Annotated in this window: 11 protein-coding genes, 1 tRNA gene and 3 pseudogenes; 8 read left to right on the top strand and 7 right to left on the bottom strand. The window is 66.9% G+C overall.

Annotated elements, in window-relative coordinates; translation table 11 throughout:
* The first annotated feature begins 29 nt into the window (after positions 1-29).
* The 3 genes from KZO24_RS12610 (at position 30) to KZO24_RS12600 (ending at position 2,510) form a co-directional block, all read left to right on the top strand.
* Positions 30-731: an enoyl-CoA hydratase-related protein gene (locus tag KZO24_RS12610; RefSeq protein WP_486486295.1), complete on the top strand. Its 702-nt coding sequence runs from the start codon at positions 30-32 to the stop codon at positions 729-731.
* Positions 732-819: 88 nt separating this feature from the next.
* Positions 820-2,304, top strand: a complete 1,485-nt coding sequence (locus tag KZO24_RS12605; protein ID WP_486486294.1) for a GGDEF domain-containing protein — start codon at positions 820-822, stop codon at positions 2,302-2,304.
* Between the two features lie 132 nt (positions 2,305-2,436).
* Positions 2,437-2,510, top strand: a tRNA-Gly gene (locus tag KZO24_RS12600).
* A gap of 90 nt (positions 2,511-2,600) precedes the next feature.
* Here KZO24_RS12600 and KZO24_RS12595 read toward each other — a convergent pair.
* The 6 genes and pseudogenes from KZO24_RS12595 to KZO24_RS12570 all read right to left on the bottom strand — a co-directional run bounded on the left by KZO24_RS12595 (position 2,601) and on the right by KZO24_RS12570 (position 11,629).
* Positions 2,601-3,976: pseudogene (locus KZO24_RS12595) on the bottom strand (PepSY-associated TM helix domain-containing protein).
* A complete protein-coding gene (locus KZO24_RS12590) occupies positions 3,964-6,249 on the bottom strand; it encodes a TonB-dependent receptor (RefSeq protein ID WP_271182105.1) in 2,286 nt (761 codons plus the stop codon). The pseudogene KZO24_RS12595 and the gene KZO24_RS12590 overlap by 13 nt, the downstream one beginning before the upstream one ends.
* A gap of 77 nt (positions 6,250-6,326) precedes the next feature.
* Positions 6,327-6,716 carry a hypothetical protein gene (locus tag KZO24_RS12585; protein ID WP_271182104.1) on the bottom strand — a complete coding sequence of 130 codons (390 nt, stop codon included), beginning with the start codon at positions 6,714-6,716 and terminating at the stop codon, positions 6,327-6,329.
* A gap of 224 nt (positions 6,717-6,940) precedes the next feature.
* Positions 6,941-8,361, bottom strand: a pseudogene (locus KZO24_RS12580) (aldehyde dehydrogenase family protein).
* Positions 8,362-8,534: 173 nt separating this feature from the next.
* Positions 8,535-10,331 (bottom strand): thiamine pyrophosphate-binding protein, encoded by a 1,797-nt coding sequence (locus KZO24_RS12575; RefSeq protein ID WP_271182102.1) that lies wholly within the window; start codon positions 10,329-10,331, stop codon positions 8,535-8,537.
* A 104-nt stretch (positions 10,332-10,435) separates the two neighbouring features.
* Positions 10,436-11,629, bottom strand: coding sequence for a CaiB/BaiF CoA transferase family protein (locus KZO24_RS12570; protein ID WP_486486293.1), 1,194 nt, complete (start codon positions 11,627-11,629; stop codon positions 10,436-10,438).
* A gap of 139 nt (positions 11,630-11,768) precedes the next feature.
* Between KZO24_RS12570 and KZO24_RS12565 the strand changes: the two genes are divergently transcribed.
* The 4 genes from KZO24_RS12565 (at position 11,769) to KZO24_RS12550 (ending at position 16,120) form a co-directional block, all read left to right on the top strand.
* Positions 11,769-12,935, top strand: a complete 1,167-nt coding sequence (locus tag KZO24_RS12565) for an acyl-CoA dehydrogenase family protein (protein WP_285020997.1) — start codon at positions 11,769-11,771, stop codon at positions 12,933-12,935.
* A gap of 144 nt (positions 12,936-13,079) precedes the next feature.
* Complete coding sequence (locus KZO24_RS12560; RefSeq protein WP_271182099.1) at positions 13,080-13,970, top strand: HpcH/HpaI aldolase/citrate lyase family protein; 891 nt, start codon at positions 13,080-13,082, stop codon at positions 13,968-13,970.
* Positions 13,971-14,103: 133 nt separating this feature from the next.
* Positions 14,104-15,351: an acetyl-CoA hydrolase/transferase family protein gene (locus tag KZO24_RS12555; protein WP_271182098.1), complete on the top strand. Its 1,248-nt coding sequence runs from the start codon at positions 14,104-14,106 to the stop codon at positions 15,349-15,351.
* 1 nt (position 15,352) lies between these two features.
* Positions 15,353-16,120, top strand: coding sequence for an enoyl-CoA hydratase/isomerase family protein (locus tag KZO24_RS12550; RefSeq protein ID WP_271182097.1), 768 nt, complete (start codon positions 15,353-15,355; stop codon positions 16,118-16,120).
* On the opposite strand, the gene KZO24_RS12545 is transcribed toward KZO24_RS12550, so the two are convergent.
* Positions 16,117-16,677: a thiamine phosphate synthase gene (locus KZO24_RS12545; protein ID WP_271182096.1), complete on the bottom strand. Its 561-nt coding sequence runs from the start codon at positions 16,675-16,677 to the stop codon at positions 16,117-16,119. The genes KZO24_RS12550 and KZO24_RS12545 overlap by 4 nt on opposite strands.
* On the opposite strand from KZO24_RS12545, the pseudogene KZO24_RS12540 reads away from it, so the two are divergent.
* Positions 16,676-17,336: pseudogene (locus KZO24_RS12540) on the top strand (YggS family pyridoxal phosphate-dependent enzyme). The gene KZO24_RS12545 and the pseudogene KZO24_RS12540 overlap by 2 nt on opposite strands.
* Position 17,337: the final 1 nt, after the last annotated feature.

Genomic DNA, 17,337 nt, shown 5'->3' with positions numbered 1-17,337 from the left:
GCGCAACGCCCTCCACGCCGAGGCGCATTTTGAACTGGCCGAAGTGTTCGACCGATCTCGAAGCCGACCCGGCGCTCTGGGTCGCGATCCTGACGGCTTCGGGCGACAAGGCGTTCTCGGCGGGCGCGGACTTGCGCACGCCCTCGAACAAGGACGATCCGCGTGCCTTCAGGGGCATGCCGGTGCCCGAGACCGGCTTTGCGGGCCTGACCTGGCGCTTCGCCCGGCGCAAGCCGGTTATCGCGGCGGTCAACGGCTTCGCGCTGGGCGGCGGGTTCGAGGCTGCGCTGGCCTGCGACGTCATCGTCGCTGCTAAAAGCGCCAGCTTCGGCCTGACAGAACCCAAGGTGGGCCTTGCCGCGCTGGGTGGGGGAATCCAGCGGATCGTGCAGGAACTCGGCCCCAAGCGCGCCCATGCCATGCTGCTCACCGCAAGGCGGATCAACGCGGCCCAGGCGCACGACTGGGGACTCGTGGCCGAAGTCGTACCCGACGCGCAACTCCTGGACTGTGCCCGCCGCTGGGCCGACGAGATCGCGGCCTGCTCGCCCGCTTCGATGATCGCCACCAGGGCCATCATCAAGTCTTATTACGACCTCGGCATGGATGCGTCGAACCGGGAGATGTTCGCCCTTTCCGAAGTCCGGGCGATGCTTGGCGGCCCCGACGCGCGCGAAGGCGGCAAGGCTCTTTTCGAAAAGCGGCCTCCGGTCTGGGCGGATTCCCAATAATACCGAAGTCAGGCTGCCCGGGAATTAACTTCGATTAAAGGTGCTTGTGGCAAGGATCATCGCGAGAGTGCCCCGCCCGAGGGAAAAAATGCGGCACGGATCGAGGATCATCACTGCAGCGCTTCCCGTCCTGTTCCTGACGGGTCATGCCGGCTCGCTTGTGCTCACCGACAGCGCGGGCACGCCGGTATCGTTCGGCTGGCTGATCGCGGCCCCCATCCTGGCGGGCATGGCGTGTCTCTATCGCGGCTGGAAGGATGGTTTCGAAGGGTGGCTCCCCGCGGGCGCGGCGATGCTGTGCTGGGCAGGCGGCATGGCTTCGACTATGGTAGCGACGCTGTTTCTCGACATTGTCCATGAAGACCGGCTGAGCATGCTGCTATACGTGCTCTACGGAGTGCCGCTGATCTTTGCGCTGGCCAGTCCTGCCGACGAAAAATGGCAGGTACGCCTGGTCGACGCCGCGCTGGCTACGGCGCTGGGCTACCTTTATTACATCCACGTCGGCAGGCTGATCTCGCAGTCCCGGACGCCCGCGGAAACGGTCGATGCGCTGCAACTCATGTTCGACGTCGAGAACCTGTTCATCGCCTCGTTCGCCGTCATCCGGTTTCTCGTCCGCACCCGGCAGAGGGCGCCGTTCTTCCGGGCGATGACGGTCTACGCGGTGCTTTACCTGTTTTGCGCGGGCTACATCAATCATTACCAGTCGGCGACGCCTTGTGGAGGCTGGTCTGACCTGCTTATCGACCTGCCGTTCATGGTGCTCGCCTGGCATGCCGTGGGCGAGCCTTACCAACGGGGCCTTGGCGCTGCGGGAGGTTCGCACGCGCCCAGAATGGTGCGCGCCGGCGGGCCGTTGCTGATCCCGGTGACGCTGCTCACGGTGTCGGTGCTGCTTGTCACTTACGATCCGATCATCGCAATCAGCGGCTGCGTGGGCGCATCGCTCGGCTATGGCCTGCGTACGATGCTGGTCCAGCTACGCAACTTCGAGGAACAGGACGAACTCGCCCGCCTCTCCCACGTCGATGCTTTGACCGGTATCGCCAATCGCCGCCGTTTCGACGAAGTTCTTGCCCGCGAATGGGCAAGACGGCGGGAAGGCCCGGAGCCGCTGGCGCTGCTGATGATCGACATTGACCACTTTAAGCAGCTCAACGACCAGTTCGGTCACGCGGTCGGCGACCAGCACTTGCGCACCGTGGCAGCCGTCCTCTCGGGTTGCGCCCGGCGTGACAGCGATCTGGTCGCACGATACGGCGGCGAAGAGTTTGCTGCGATCCTCACCGGCATCGATCCGCAGGATGCAGGCCTGATTGCAGAACGCATGCGCGCCTCGGTGGAGGCACTGGGCCTTCCGTCGGGGACCGGCGTGGGGGTCGTCACCATCAGCATCGGTCTCGCCTGCGCACAGGCTCTCGATACGGGGATGGACGTTTTCGTCTCTGCCGCCGACACCGCGCTCTACGACGCCAAGCGCAGCGGCCGTAACCGGGTTGCCCGCCGCAGCGTCATGCGCCTGCGCGCGGTGGAAACACCCTCGACTTCCACCGGCGGGCGTGCAGCATAAGCGTCAAGTCAGTCCAGGTTCGCCACCGTTTCCGCATCGCTTCGTCACTGCCCTGAAGAGAGGCGTTGACGTCGCTGCCGTCATCGTGCCACTAGGCCCCTGCTTGGCAGTTAATGCGCCGGAATGTGGTGTGCGGGTGTAGCTCAATGGTAGAGCAGCAGCTTCCCAAGCTGAATACGGGGGTTCGATTCCCCTCACCCGCTCCACCGGAAGTCTGAGTACCGCCTGCAAGGCGGCTTCCTGTCTCCGATAGATGAACCCCTCACCTGACCGCACGCGTCGCCTCTGCAGGCAGATCACGCGGCAGTGCGCCAGCCCATCCACACGCGTATGCGCGGGACCACCCGGCCGAGCGAGACCTCCAGCACCGTCGCCAGCCCCAGCGAGAGGCCGAATAGCGGCATAAACACCGCCAGCGTAATCACCAGGAGCACCAGCGCCCACGAATGGCGCAACGGCGCCAGGCTTCGCGGGGCGCCTAGCTCACCGTCGGGGCGCCGCCGCCACCATAGGACCATGCTCGATACGCACAGCAGGACGAGGCCGAACAGGATGGCAAGGTTGACCAACTGATTGGCGAGACCAGCCCAGGCGCCTTCGTGGATGGCAACGCCGTAGCCGACGGTGCGGTCGATCCAGTGGCGGTCGGCGAAGCGCTCCACGCCGATCAGGCCGCCATCCGAGGCGATCTCGGCGCTGTCGCGGCGAGGGCGGTTCTCGGCCTGGCTGCGGACCTGCCATGGCGCTTCGGGAGCGGTCGGGGGCTGATCTCCACAGGAGCGGCGAAGTCCAGTCGCCGTGCCCGGCGCACCACGGCATCGAGCGCGGCGGGTGAGGGGGCCATGTGCGCCATTGCCATGCCGTGATGCTCGGCGTGGGCCGACATCATGGCGCGCATGCCCGCGTCGTCCCGGCGGCGCGAGACGGCATCGGCGTTCGCCCCGGAGGACCAGTCCTGCCGTCCCGCAGCAGTTCCGGTGACGGTGCGGACCTGTCGGAAGTAGTCGCCCCAGGCATTGGCCCAGGGCAGGCCGGAGGCGATGAGGAATGCCGCGCCCAGCGTGATCCAGAGCCCGGTGACGGCGTGGATGTCGCGCCAGAACAGAGCGCGGCCCCGGCGCAGGCGGGGGTAGAGCACGCCGGCCAGTCTCGCCCCGCCGCGCGGCCACCACAGGAACAGGCCGGTCAGCAGCATCACCAGCGTCCAGCACGCGGCCGTCTCGACCAGCGCGGAGCCCCAATCTCCCGCCAGCAGTTCGCCGTGGAGGCGGAAGACCACGCGCATGAGGCGGTCCTCTTCCGGCACCTTGTGGAGCACCGCGCCGGTCTGGGGGTGGACCCAGACGCGCACGTCCTCGGCCCCCTGGCCGACGAGCACCTCGACGGCATCGCGCCGATTTTCGGGCAGGACGTACTTGTGCAGGACCGAGCCCGGGACCGCCGCGACGGCCTTTGCGGCGATCGCTTCCGGAGCGAGATCGGAAGAGGGGCCGGTCGCGACGCCGCGATAAGGCGCGTAGAGGGCGGCCTCGATCTGCGGTTTGAACAGGTAGAGGCCGCCCGTCACCGACAGCCACAGCACGAAGGGCACGCAGAACAGCCCGGCGTAGAAGTGCCAGCGCCAGACGGCACGATACCACCGCTCGGTACGGGTCACGCTCACAGCTTCCACCCCGCTTCGACCAGGAAGCTGCGTTGGGGGTAGGGGTGGTAGACCCAGGCACGGTCGTTGGTGATGTTGTCGACGCCCGCGCTCAGGCGCAGCTGCGGCGTCACGTCCCAGCTGACCCGCATGTCGAGCGCGAAGAGTTCGGAAGTGTAGCCGTACGTATCGCCGCGCTGCAGGCCGAACAGGTCGGTGTTGGGGCGGCTGGCATAGCGCACGCCGATGGAGACGAGCACCGGCTCTGCCACCCGGTAGCGCACATTGCCGTTGAGCCGCCAACGCGGGATGCGGGGGAACTGCACGCCCTCGGCCGCCGGGGCGGCGTCGTTGCGGACGGTGACGGAATCGATCCACGCGGCGTTGGCGTCCAGGTCTAGGCCGGGGATGAGGACGTCGCGGGCTTCGGCGATCAGTTCGAAGCCGTACTGGCGGGTGACGTCGATGTTCTTGAAGTTCGAGGTGCTCACGCCGTTCTGGTTGAAGCCGTAGAACGAGAATATCGTGTCCTTCACCCGCTGCCAGAACGCCGAGCCGGTCAGCTTCACGCCACCGAAGTCGTGGGCGACCAAGAGGTTGGCGTCGGTGGAGCGCTCGGGCTTGAGGTTCGGATCGAAGCTGTCCTCGTTGAAGGCGCCGTCGCCGTCGAGGCTGCCCTGGAACAGCTCGCCCACAGTGGGGAAGCGCACCGCTTTCGCCAGGCTCAGCTGGACGCGGGTGTCGGGATCGACGGCCCATTCCAGCGATGCCTTGGGCTGGAAGCCGGTGGCATGGCGGCTGTCGTAGCGGTTGGTGACCACCGCGCCAGCCGTGCTTACGCGGGCGAGGCCGCCGTCGAAGGCGCGCCAGTCCTCGTAGCGGGCGCCCAGCGTCAGGGTTACCGGATCGAACGGCACGCGCACTTCGCCCCACGCGGCAAGGGTGCGGGTCTTGCCGAAGGTGCGGGTGGAGAACGCCTTGCCCGCATCGCTGCGCCAGTTCGCCAAAGTGTAGTTGGTGAGGTCGGTCTTGTAGAGATTCGCGCTGCCGCCGCCCGAGAGTTCGACGCCGCCGAGGCGGGCGGTCGCGGAAAGCTCGCCGGTCCACCAGTAAGTCGGTCCCTGCCGGGCGAGGCGGCCCGCGCCGCCGTTGGCGCCGTCGCTCCAGGTGCTTGAGGTGAAGCCGTCCGAGCGCAGGATCTGGTAGGTCGAGACGTTCGCCTGAATCTCCACCGCATCGGACAGCGGCGCGGCGAGCCTCAGGCCTGCCAGCACTTCGTCGCGCACGGTGCGCGACCAGTTGGCGCCGGTGGCGGTATAAGTCTTGCCGCCTGTCGAGACGAGGCCGTCGCATACCGCGTTGCCGCTGGCGTCGCGAAGGTAGCAGTCGGGCGCGGTCTGGCTGTCGAGGTTGTGCCAATAAGCCAGCAGGAACTCGCCGGTCACGCCCGATGCGCCGTCGTAGCCGAGGCGCAGCTTGGCCTGGTCCTGCGTGGTTTCGGCGGGGCTCTGCGCGGCGAAGATCGGGTTGGTGCTGGTGCCGGGGGAACCGGCGACCGCCTGCTTCGGATCGAGCATCGCGCCGGTCACTGCGGTCGCGGCGGCGGTGCTGGTGGAGGGCGTCAGGCCATAGAACATCTGCGGATGGCCGGTGTTGCGGAAGTGGCGGCCCGAGAGGCGCACCGACCATGGGCCGTCCTTCTGGCGAAAGCCGAACCCGGCCTCGGCGGAATAGCCGTAATAGGTATCGTGCGTGCCGTACTGGTCGTAGGGCTGGGCCATGGCCTGCACGGTGGCGAAGGCCTCGGTCTTTTCGGGCGAGCGGGTGGTGATGTTGACCACGCCGCCCATCGAATTGCCCGCATAGCGTGCCGAGTAAGGGCCGTAGACGACGTCGAACTGCTCCACCTCGCCGGGGCCGACGACGCCCCACTTGGGCGCATAGGCGAAGGAGTTGCCGAGGAAGTTGGACACCGTGAAGCCGTCCACCATCACCACCGTCCGGGCGCTCTGGGTGGAATGGGTGCCACGAAAGCCCGGCACGCCGTTTGAGTCTCCGGCATAGCGGGTGCGCACGAAGAAGTCGGGCGCGTACTTCATGAGGTCTTCGACGTTGCGGGCGTTGACGCCCTCGAACTGTTCGTCGCCGAGGCTGACGGACAACCCGCGCGCATCGAGGCTGATGTCGCGGTCACGCTGGCCGACGACGAGGATGGTGGAGGTGTCGTCCGCCTCTTCGGCGAAAGCATGGACGGGAAACAGGGCAAGCGGAGCCGCGCCGAGCGCGAGCAATCTACGGAGCATGGAAAATTCACCTGAACGGCCCGCACTGGAGGCGGGCGAGTAGCTGTAGGCCGCGAAACGGCCGGGCTTTTACGGGTTCAGATGAAGAGAGGCGGCGCCTGGCTGGGCGGCCTGATCCGGGCGCCGGTCGCGGGCAGTGCGAGGTCGCGGCGCAGGATCGCGGCGACGAAGACGAACGCCAGCGCCGCCAGCACCAGCGGCGCGAAGTCGGCCCCGGTCAGCGCTGCGCTCAGCGGGGCGAAGGCGCAAGGGTGGTCGGCGGTGGTGGCGCCGTTGTCCGGATGGGTGCCCTTGGCGGGAATCTCCACGGTCATCGTCGTGCCCGAACAGAGCATGACGACTGTGCCGGTCTCGGAAGCGGTGGGCATGTAGCCGGTGGGGACCAGCGCCTTGAGGCACAGCGCCGCCGCCAGCAGCAATGCCGCAAGCGCCGGACGATGCCGGAAGAAGTGCCTGATGGTGCCCACGGGCGGGTTCTTAGCGGGTCGGAAGGAGGAAGGGAAGAAGTCCTGGGGCCATCGCCCCAGACCCCTTTACCGTCGAGGTCACGCGTGCAGCTTCGTATCACGTCCACTTCGAGCATAGCCTGCGGCGCACCAACCCTTCGTCATTGCGAGCGCAGCGAAGCAACCCAGGGCAGTCTTGAGCCGCCCTGGGTTGCTTCGCTTCGCTCGCAATGACGAGGGAAGGGTCAGCCCGCAGACCAGCCAATCACCGACTTCACTTCCAGATATTCGTGGAAGCCGAACTCGCCCCACTCGCGCCCGTTGCCCGAGCGCTTGTAGCCGCCGAACGGAGCGTGGAAGTCGAAGCCGCCGTTGACCCAGATCGCCCCTGTGCGCATCCGGCGCGAGACGGTGCGGCAGGTGTCCAGATCCTCGCCCGAGACGTAGCCGCCGAGGCCGAAGCTGGAATCGTTGGCGATCCGCACCGCGTCGTCGATGTCGTCGTAGGGGATGATCACCAGCACCGGGCCGAAGATTTCCTCGCGGGCGATGACCATGTCGTTGGTGCCGACGAACACGGTCGGTTTTACGTACCAGCCCTTGTCCAGCCCCTCGGGTCGGCCGAGGCCACCGGCGATCAGCTCGGCGCCCTCTTCGAGGCCCTTCTCGATGTACTGCTGGATGATGTTGTACTGCGATTTGGACACGACCGGTCCCATCGCCACGTCGCTCTGCGGGTCGCCCACGGTGACGCCGCTTGCGGCTTCGGCGGCGGCCTGCTTCACGTCGGCGAGGCGGGAGGCGGGGACCAGCAGGCGCGAACCGGCCGAGCAGGTCTGGCCGGAATTGCCCATCATGCCCGCCGTCGCGCCCGCGACGTTCGCCGCGAGAGAGGCATCGTCGAGCACGATCCACGCGCTCTTGCCGCCGAGTTCGAGGCCGACGCGCTTGACGGTGTCGGCGGCGTCCTTCTGGATCTGCACGCCCACGGGTTCGGAGCCGGTGAAGGAGATCATATCGACGTCCTCGTGGCGGGAGAGCGCCGCGCCGATCACCGAGCCCTGGCCCTGGATCATGTTAAACACCCCTGCCGGGACGCCCGCCTTGTCGAGAATCTCGGCGAGGATCTGCGCGGAATAGGGCGCGAGTTGCGGGGGCTTGAGGATCATCGTGCAGCCTGCCGCGAGCGCCGGGAAGATTTTCACGCAGGTCTGGTTCATCGGCCAGTTCCACGGCGTGATCAGGCCGCAGACGCCGATCGGTTCCTTGCGGATCAGGGTGACGCCGCGCTGTTCCTCGAACTTGAACTCCTTCAGCACCTCGATCGCGGTGCCGAGGTGGCCCTTGCCGAGCAGGGTGTGGAAGCCGTTGGCGAGGCCCTTGGGCGCGCCCATCTCGACCATGATCGCCTCGCCGAGTTCGGCTTCGCGGCGCTCGTATTCGGCCTGGATGGCTTCGAGGAGGTCGAGGCGGTCCTTGACGCTGCTATCGCCATAGGTGGCGAAGGCGCGGCGGGCGGCGGCGACGGCGAGGTCCACGTCGGCGGGGAGCCCAGCGAAATTTCGCCCGAGACTTCCTCGGTGGCGGGGTTGATGACTTCGGCGGTCTTCGGGGTGACGGGGCTGGTCCAGCGGCCGTCGATGTAGAACTGCGTGTAGCTGCGCATGATGCTCTCTCCCTGATTCCTCTCCGAGCTTTGTCCGGGGAGGGGGACCGCCCGCGCAGCGGGTGGTGGAGGGGAAAAGCGGTTTACGCGAGGTTCCGCCTTGCCGCTTTCCCCTCCACCATGCCGCGCATGGCCCCCTCCCCGAGACAAGCTCGGGGAGGAATGGTTTTTTGTTACTGCGTGCCTTCGGCGTACCAGGTGCGGAATTCCGAATAGTTCGGCATTTCCTCCGAGTTCGCCGCCGGGTCGATCGGGACGTGGATCACGGTGCAGCCGCCGCGTGCATAGGCCCGCTCGATGGCGGGGCCGATGTCGGCGGCCTTCTCGACATACTCGCCCGCTGCGCCGAAGCCCTCGGCGATCTTGTCGAAGCGGACCTTGTCGGACCAGTGGACGCCGGTTTCCTTGGTGCCGTGGCCGAAGGTGCGCTTGTAGACGCCCACTTCGAGACCCCACTGGAAATCGACGCCGACGACGATCACCAGCGGCAGGTTCTTGCGCACCGCCACTTCCAGCTCACCGACGTGGAACAGGAACGAGCTGTCCGACGTCAGCAGCATGCCGGGGCGCACTTTGCCGGTGGCGGCCTGATCCGCCAGCATGGCGCCCGTCGCGTAAGGCAGGCCGGTGCCGATGTGGCCGTAGTTCTGGTTCCAGATCACGTCATGCGGCTTGGCCTGCGAGTAGGTCCACTGGAAGATCACCGTGGCGCCGCCGTCGCGGATCAGGATGCCGTCCTTGGGGAAGGCCTTGGTCGCTTCGGTGACGAACTGGCTGGTGTGCATCTTGGCGGTGGAGCCGTCGGACTTGGAGCCTGCGTCCTCGGCCAGTTCCTCCAGCTGCTGCGCGTCGCGCTGGATATATTCGGAGAGCGAGGGCGAAGCGCTGCGGCCGCCGAGCGCCTTCAGGGCGCGCGACAGCTGCGGCACCACGGCGCGCACGTCGCCGACCAGCGGCACGTCGATCGGGCGGTTGACGCCGATCGCGGTGGGGTCTTGCTGGACGTAGATCCACTTGCGGTTGGCCTCGTTATCGACCCAGTGGCGCCAGCGGCCGTAGTGGCTCGGCTCGCCCAGTTCGGTGGCGAGCGCTACGCAGCAGTCGCTTTCGACCACCGCGTCGATCGAGGCTTCGGAGAAACCATAAGGGAAAGTGCGGTCCTCAAGCCCTTCGATGAACGAGGTGCCGCCCGAGGTCTGGATCACCGGGCACTGCATCAGTTCGGCCAGTTCGCGCACCGCCGCGCCCGACTTCGAGGTGTGGACGCCGTGGCCGACGAGCAGCACCGGGTTCTTGGCGTTCCTGATGATCTCGGCCGCTTCGGCGATCCGGTCGCCGTCGGCGCCCTGGTCGGTCAGGCGATAGCGGTGCGGCGGCAGCACCGGCGGCAGGTCGAGTTCTTCCAGGATGATGTGCGCAGGGAACTCGATGTAGGCCGGCCCGGGGGTGCCCGACAGGGCGACGCGGATCGCCTCGCGGACGATCTCGTCGGTCTGGTCGGCATATTCGATGGAGCTGGAGAACTTCACCGAATCCTCGATCATCGGCTCCTGCCGCACGAACTGGATGCGGCCCCGGCGCACGCGGCGCTCGGTGATGCGGGCGCGCTGGCCGCCCATGATGATGATCGGGTCGTTCTCGACCTTGGCGCACTGGATCGCCGGCATCAGGTTGGCCATGCCCGGCCCGAGCGTGCCGATGCACAGCGCCGGCTTGCCGGTGATGCGCGCGGCGGCAGCGGCCATGTGGCCTGCGGACGCCTCGTGGTGCGGCGACACGACGGTCCAGCCGCGCGTTTCCGCTTCGAGGAAGAGGTGAACGAAGTTGGGATCGGGAATGCCGAACAGGGTGCGGATACCCTCGGCCTCGAACAGGTCGAGGATGCGCTTGAAGACGGGCGTGCCCTTCTTCTTCGCACCGGCCGGAGCCTCGGGGGCGAGCGTGTCAGCCGCAGGCTGGTCGTCGTACATCGTGAGTGCCTTTCTTCTCGATCCGCAGGTCGCGCTCTGAGGCGCTTTGAACAGGTGGTTAGCGTAAGGTTCCTAATGCTGTCAGTTGAAATCAACAGGGGTGTTCACTGCGACTCGCCTGCTATCGCCGGGGCGACGCTCGAAGCGACTTTTGTGAGCAGTTCGGCGTTGTCCTGACCGAGCATCGGGGCGGGACCGCGTACTTTGCCGGGGGTCTTCGAGAACCACGTCGGCACGCCGGGGAAGCGGACGGGGCCTTGCTCGGTCTCGACTTCCTCGAAGAAGCCGATGGCATTGAGGTGTTCGTTGTCGAACAGTTCGTCGGTCGATTGCAGCCGGGCGCAGGGGATGTGCAGCGCCTGCAGGGTATCGAGCCATTCCTGTGTGGTGCGCGTGAGGAACGTCTCGCCGAGCAGGCCGTAGACGCGGCCGATCTGCTTCGCGCGCTGGGCGAGGGTGGCGAATTCCTCGCTGGCCCAGGGCGGATTCACGGCTGCGACGAAGGCGTTCCAGTGCTTGTCGTTGTAGACCAGCGCGGCGACGTGACCGTCCTTGGTCTTGTAAGGCCGCCGGTTGGGCTCGACTGCGCGGTGGTAGTGGGCTGGCGTCGTCGGCGGGGCAAACATCGCGCCGTTGGCATGCTCGACCAGCATGAACGAGGACATCGCCTCGAACATCGTGACCTCGACTTCCTGACCTTCGCCGGTCCGCTCGCGGTGGAACAGCGCCATCATCGTCGCGTAGAGCGCGTGGAGGCCCGCGACCTTGTCGGCCATGATCGTGGCGACATAGCCGGGCTCGCCGTTCATCAGCCCCTGCACATGGGGGATGCCGCACTCGGCCTGGATGGTGTCGTCGTAGGCGGGCTTGTCGGCCTCCGGCCCCCGGCGCGAATAACCGTAGCAGTTGGTGTAGACGATGTCGGGCCGGATGGCGCGGAGCGACTCGTAATCGAACCCCAGCTTCGCGATCGCCTTGCCGCGCATCGAGTGGATGAAGACGTCGGCGGTGGCGATCAGGGCGCGCAGCGATCCGCGGTCTTCCTCCTGCCGCAGGTCGAGCATGACCCCGCGCTTGCCCCGGTTCACGTTGACATAGATGCCGCCCATGCCGGGTACGGGGCCGGTGGTGATCCAGCGGGTATTGTCGCCCTCGGGCGGCTCCACCTTGATCACTTCGGCGCCCATGTCGGCCATGATCTGCGTGGCGTAGGGTCCGAACACCACGCTGGTCAGGTCGATCACCCTGAGCCCCGCCAGAGGGCCGCTAGGTGCCGTTATGGTATCGTTGAGTGCCATTGTGTCGATCTCCCGCGAGACTTGTATATCCATACGCATTATCGTTCAACGTGCGCATATCGGAACAATCAGTTGTCTCGGCGGCGCGGCGCTGCTAGCCTTCTCGCAACGGTAAAATGGGCAAGAGGGCCGGAAAAGCGTGGATTTCTCCCTGAATCAGGACCAGCAGGACATTCGCGAAGCGGTCCTGAAGCACTGCTCGCAGTTCCCGGACGAGTACTGGCTCGAAAAGGATCGCTCTGGCGAATTCCCCTTCGAGTTCCACAAGTCGATGGCCGAGGCCGGCTGGCTCGGCGTCGCCATGCCCGAGGCGGTCGGCGGCGCGGGCCTCGGCATCACCGAGGCGGCGGTGATGATGCAGGCGGTGGCGGAAAGCGGTGGCGGGATGACGGCGGCCTCGGCGATTCACGGGCCGGTGTTCGGGCTTGAGCCGGTCACCCTGTTCGGCACCGAAGAACAGCAAAAGCGCATGATTCCGCCAATCCTGTCGGGCGAAGAGAAGATGTGCTTCGCGGTGACCGAGCCCAACACCGGCCTCGACACCACCAGCCTCAAGACCCGCGCCGAGAAGGTGCCGGGCGGCTACCGGGTCAACGGCGAGAAGATCTGGATCACCAACGCCCACGTCGCCGACCGCATGCTCCTCATCGCCCGCACCACGCCGCTGGAAGAGGTCAAAAAGAAGACCGAGGGGCTGACGCTATTCTATTGCAAGATCGACAGAAAATCCGTCGAGCACCGCCTGATCCCGAAGATGGGGCGCCATGCGGTGGGCTCGAACATGCTGTTCATCACCGACCTCTTCATCCCCGAGGAAGACCGCATCGGCGAAGAAGGGCAAGGGTTCAAGATCCTCCTGCAGGGACTGAACCCCGAGCGCGTATTGCTGGGTGCGGAGGCCACCGGGCTGGGGCGCGTGGCGATCAGGAAGGCGTCGAAGTATGCGCAGGAACGCGTGGTGTTCGGCCGCCCGATCGGCCAGAACCAAGGCATCCAGCACCCGCTCGCCAAGGCCTGGATGCAGGTGGAAGCGGCCAGTCTCATGGTGTTCAAGGCCGCGACCCTGTTCGACAAGGGCCTCGAATGCGGGACCGAGGCGAACGCTGCCAAATACCTCGCCGCCGAGGCCGGGTTCGAGGCTTGCCAGACCGCGGTGATGTCGATGGGCGGCATGGGCTACGCGCAGGAATACCACGTCGAGCGCTACCTGCGCGAAGTGATGATCCCGCGCATCGCTCCGGTGAGCCCACACCAGATCATGAACTACATCGCCGAGAGGGTTTTGGAACTGCCGAGAAGCTATTGAGCGTTGCCCTCGTCGTCCCGGACTTGATCCGGGACCGGCGGCTGTCTTTAGATAAGGCCCCATCGGCAAGGCGCCCCGGCGCAAGCAAGGCTGGCCCCGGCCAGCAGTCCCGGCCTTCGCCGGGATGACGAATTTGGAGAGACGATGACCCCGGTTCACACCCCCGCCACCGCCCGTTCCTGGCTCTTCGCGCCGGGCGACAGCGAGCGCAAGATGACCAAGGCAATGGAAGGCGAGGCCGACATCGTCCTCATCGACCTGGAAGATGCCGTGGCCCCCGACGCCAAGGCGGCCGCGCGCCCGCTGGTGCATGACTTCATCAAGGCCCACCCCGAGCAGCGCGCGCGCCTGTGGGTGCGGATCAACCCCTTCGACGGGCCGCACACGCTGGCGGACCTCGCGGCGGTGATGCCCGCGCATCCCGGCGGCATCATGCTGCCCAAGGTCTACGGGCGGGCGGACGTGGAGAAGCTCGACCACTGCCTTTCCGCGCTGGAAGTGGCGAACGGGATCGAGGAAGGCTCCACCCCCGTCATCGTCCTCATCACCGAGACGGCCGAGGCGATGTTCCACACCGGCAGCTACAAGGGCGCCCCGCGCGTGGTGGCGCTGACCTGGGGCGCGGAGGACCTCGCGGACTCGATCGGCGCCTCGTCCAACCGCAACGATGATGGTTCCTATTCCTTCACCTACGAACTGGCGCGCAGCCTGACGGTGCTGGGCGCGGCGACGGCCGGGGTCACCGCGATCGAGACGATCAGCGCCGACTTCCGCGATCTCGAAGCCCTGAAGGCCCGCGCCGAGAAAGTTCGCCGCGACGGTTTCCGGGGGATGATGGCGATTCACCCGGCGCAAGTGCCCGTCATCAACGCGGCCTTCACCCCCACCGAGGCCGAGATCGCCGAGGCGCAGGAGATCGTCGATGTCTTCGCCGCCAACCCCGGCGTCGGCGCGATCGGTTGGAAGGGTGGCATGCTCGACCGGCCCTATCTCGCCCGCGCTGAGCGGCTGCTGCGACAGGCGGGGAAGGCGTGAGCATGTATCGTCGTCCTCCCGGACTTGCTCCGGGACCGCTGGCCACGAACAGCCCAGAGCCCAGCAGGGCGTCTTGCCGAGAAGGTCCGGCCAAAAATCGCCACCGGTCCCGGATCAAGTCCGGGACGACGGCATGATCGACCTCACCCCATACTTGCGCCCCGGCGACCACATCGTCTTCGGGCAGGCTTGCGGCGAGCCGACCACGTTGGTCGAGGCACTGGCCGAACAGGGCGCGCGCATCGGCGATCTCCACGCCTTCATTGCCACCAGCTTCTCCGGGCTGTTCACGCCCGAGACCGCTGCCGCCTTCCGCCTTTCGTCGATGGGCGCGATCGGGGCGTTGCGCGTGATGGCAAAAGCGAACGCGCTCGACGTCATCCCGGTCCACGTCAGCCAGGTCGCGCCGCTCATCACCGCAGGCGTGATGCGCTGCGACGTGGCGATGATCCAGGTCAGCCCTGCCAACGCGGCAGGCGAGCACTCCTGCGGCCTCATCTCCGACTACGCGCGCGCCGCCGTGGACAAGGCCCGCGTGGTCATCGCCGAGGTCAACGACCAGGTGCCCTTCGTCCCCGGTGAGACGATCCCGGCCAGCGCGATCGACGTGGCGGTGCCGGTCTCGCGCATGCCGGTCGAGGTCATGCCCGCAAAGATCAGTCCGACTGACGAGGCGATCGCGCGGCTCTGTGCGGAATTCATCGGCGACGGTTCGGTGATCCAGACCGGCGTGGGTGCGGTGCCCGACGCGATCCTGCGGCTGCTGCACGACCGGCGCGACCTCGGCGTCCATTCGGGGATGCTGGGTGACGGCCTCGTCGATCTGGCCGAGGCGGGGGTGCTGACCAATGCGCGCAAAGAGATCGACCGGGGCGTCTCGATCAACGGCGCGCTGATCGGCACGCGGCGGCTCTACGACTGGGCGCGTGAGAATCCGGCGATCCGCATGACGCCGACCAGCTATACGCATGACGCGGGCGTGCTGGGGCAGCTCTCTCGGCTCGTCACCATCAATTCGGCGCTGGAAGTCGATCTCACCGGGCAGGTCAATGCCGAGCAGTCCGGCGCGGCCTACATGGGAGGCACCGGCGGGCAGGTCGATTTCGTGCGCGCGGGTGCCCGCTCGCCGGGCGGGGCCTCGCTGATGGTGCTGGCGGCCACGGCAAAAGGCGGAACGATCAGCAAGATCGTGCCCGCGCTTTCCGGTCCCGTCACCAGTGCGCGCAGCGAGGTAGACGTAGTGGTCACCGAGTTCGGGGCCGCGCAGCTCAAGGGCCAGACCCTGGCCGAACGCGCTCGGCGGCTGGTTACGGTGGCGCATCCGGATTTTCGCGAAGGGCTGGAACGTGAGGCGTTCGAGATCGCCAGAAGGGGGTTCTGACATGCAGGAGGCCGTGCTTCTCGATGCGCGCAAGGATGGCATTGCCGTCATCACCATCAATCGCCCCGAGCAGCGCAACGCCCTCACCCGGGAGGTTCGCGAGGGCCTGCGGGCGGCATGGGCGCAGTTCGAGGCCGATGACGCCCTGCGCATCGCCATCCTCACCGGCAGCGGTGACAAGGCATTCTGTGCCGGGGGCGACCTCAAGGAGATGGTCGAGACCGGTATGGCCGTGCCTCCGCGTGACATGTACGCATTGCCTTACGACACCATCGAACTGTCGAAGCCGACCATCGCCGCGGTGAATGGCGTCGCGTTCGCGGGCGGTTGGATGATCGCGCAGGCCTGCGACTTGTGCGTGGCCTCCACCGCTGCGAAGTTCGCGATTACCGAGGTCAAGGTCGGGCGCGGCAGCCCATGGGCGGCCCCGCTGATCCACATGATTCCGCAGCGCATCTTCATGGAGATCGTGCTCACCGGAAAGCCGATCAGCGCCGAGCGCGCATACGAGATCGGCCTCGTCAATCGCCTCGCCGAACCCGGAGCGGTGCTGGATGCGGCTCTGGACCTGGCGCGAGAGGTGCTGGAAGGCGCGCCGCTCTCGGTGAAGGCTGCGCGTGAGACGGTGATGCTCTCGACCGAGATGGGTCGCAGCGCGGCACTGGCGGCTGCGCGGGCGGCGCATGAGCATGCCTACAACTCGCACGACGCGCAGGAAGGGCCGCGGGCCTTTGCGGAAAAGCGCAAGCCCGTGTGGCAGGGGCGCTAGGTCAGGCCGTCTATCGCGGCCCAGCGGGCGATCCGCGCGGTTCGGGCGCGGTGCCGCGTCATTCCGCCCAGTGCGATGACGGGAACCCGCGCCCGTGCGGAGAGCAGTTTCAGCCCCACCGCGCCGAGTGTTTGTGCACCGGGATGCGAAGCGGTTGGAAAGACCGGGGAAACCAGCAGCGCGTCTGCTCCGGTCCGATGCGCGATGGCCAGCTCACGCAGCGAATGGACGGTGGCCAAGCGTAACATGCCTTGCTTGCGGCCCAGCCTTTCGGGCGAGGCATAAACCCCATCCGCCCGCCAGCGACGGGCCAGCGCAATATCTCCCGCCAGCACCGTGCGATGCCCGTACCGGCGCGCCAGCCTGAGCAGTGCGTCGAACCGCGTCTGCCGCGCCTCGGGCGAAAGATGATAGTGCCGGAACACCAGCCCGGACCCGCGCGGGAGCCGCGCCAGTGCATGCTCCAGCCGCGCATCGTTGCGGGCATCGCTGATAAGCCAGAGCTTGGGAAGGGACGGCTGGCGGTTCTTCACGAGGACGCTATAGCAGCGCGCCATGGATCAGCTACAAGACATCCGCGCCCGCATCGCCAGGTCCGCCGAGATCGCCGGACGCAAGCCCGAGGCGGTCGAACTCATCGCCATCTCCAAGACCCACGACGCCGAGGCGATCGAGCCGTTGCTCGCCGCAGGCCAGCGCGTCTTCGGGGAAAACCGCGTGCAGGAAGCCGAGGCGAAGTGGCCCGCCCTGCGCACGGCCTATCCCGAGGTTAAGCTGCACCTTGTCGGCCAGCTTCAGTCGAACAAGGCGGAGGATGCCGTCGCGCTGTTCGACTGCATCCATTCCGTCGATCGCCCCTCGCTGGTCGCGGCGCTGGGCAAGGCGATGGAAAAGGCGGCCCGCAAGGTCCCGTGCTTCATCCAGGTCAACATCGGTGCGGAGGACCAGAAGGGCGGTTGCGCCATCGCCGATGTCCCCGCGCTCCTCGCTTCGGCGCGGGAAGCGGGCATTCCCGTCGTCGGCCTGATGTGCGTGCCCCCGCCGGGATCGAGGCGGCGCCGTTCTTCACGCTGCTGGCAAAGATCGCGGCCGACAATAACGCCGATGGGGGCTCGACCAGCTCTCGATGGGCATGAGCGATGATTTCGAGACCGCCGTGCTGCTCGGCGCCACACAAGTGCGCGTCGGCAGCGCACTGTTCGGCAAGCGCGCGTGAC

The organism is Novosphingobium sp. NFX11, assembly GCF_057376415.1.
The sequence above is the reverse complement of the archived record's forward strand: the minus strand, read 5'-3'. Positions and strand labels throughout refer to the sequence as shown.

Coding starts and splice junctions, on each gene's coding strand:
- KZO24_RS12605 (WP_486486294.1), top strand. CDS start 820: ATGCGGCACGGATCGAGGATCATCACTGCAGCGCTTCCCGTCCTGTTC.
- KZO24_RS12575 (WP_271182102.1), bottom strand. CDS start 10,331: ATGTACGACGACCAGCCTGCGGCTGACACGCTCGCCCCCGAGGCTCCG.
- KZO24_RS12545 (WP_271182096.1), bottom strand. CDS start 16,677: ATGGCGCGCTGCTATAGCGTCCTCGTGAAGAACCGCCAGCCGTCCCTT.
- KZO24_RS12590 (WP_271182105.1), bottom strand. CDS start 6,249: ATGCTCCGTAGATTGCTCGCGCTCGGCGCGGCTCCGCTTGCCCTGTTT.
- KZO24_RS12560 (WP_271182099.1), top strand. CDS start 13,080: ATGACCCCGGTTCACACCCCCGCCACCGCCCGTTCCTGGCTCTTCGCG.
- KZO24_RS12555 (WP_271182098.1), top strand. CDS start 14,104: ATGATCGACCTCACCCCATACTTGCGCCCCGGCGACCACATCGTCTTC.
- KZO24_RS12570 (WP_486486293.1), bottom strand. CDS start 11,629: ATGGCACTCAACGATACCATAACGGCACCTAGCGGCCCTCTGGCGGGG.
- KZO24_RS12550 (WP_271182097.1), top strand. CDS start 15,353: ATGCAGGAGGCCGTGCTTCTCGATGCGCGCAAGGATGGCATTGCCGTC.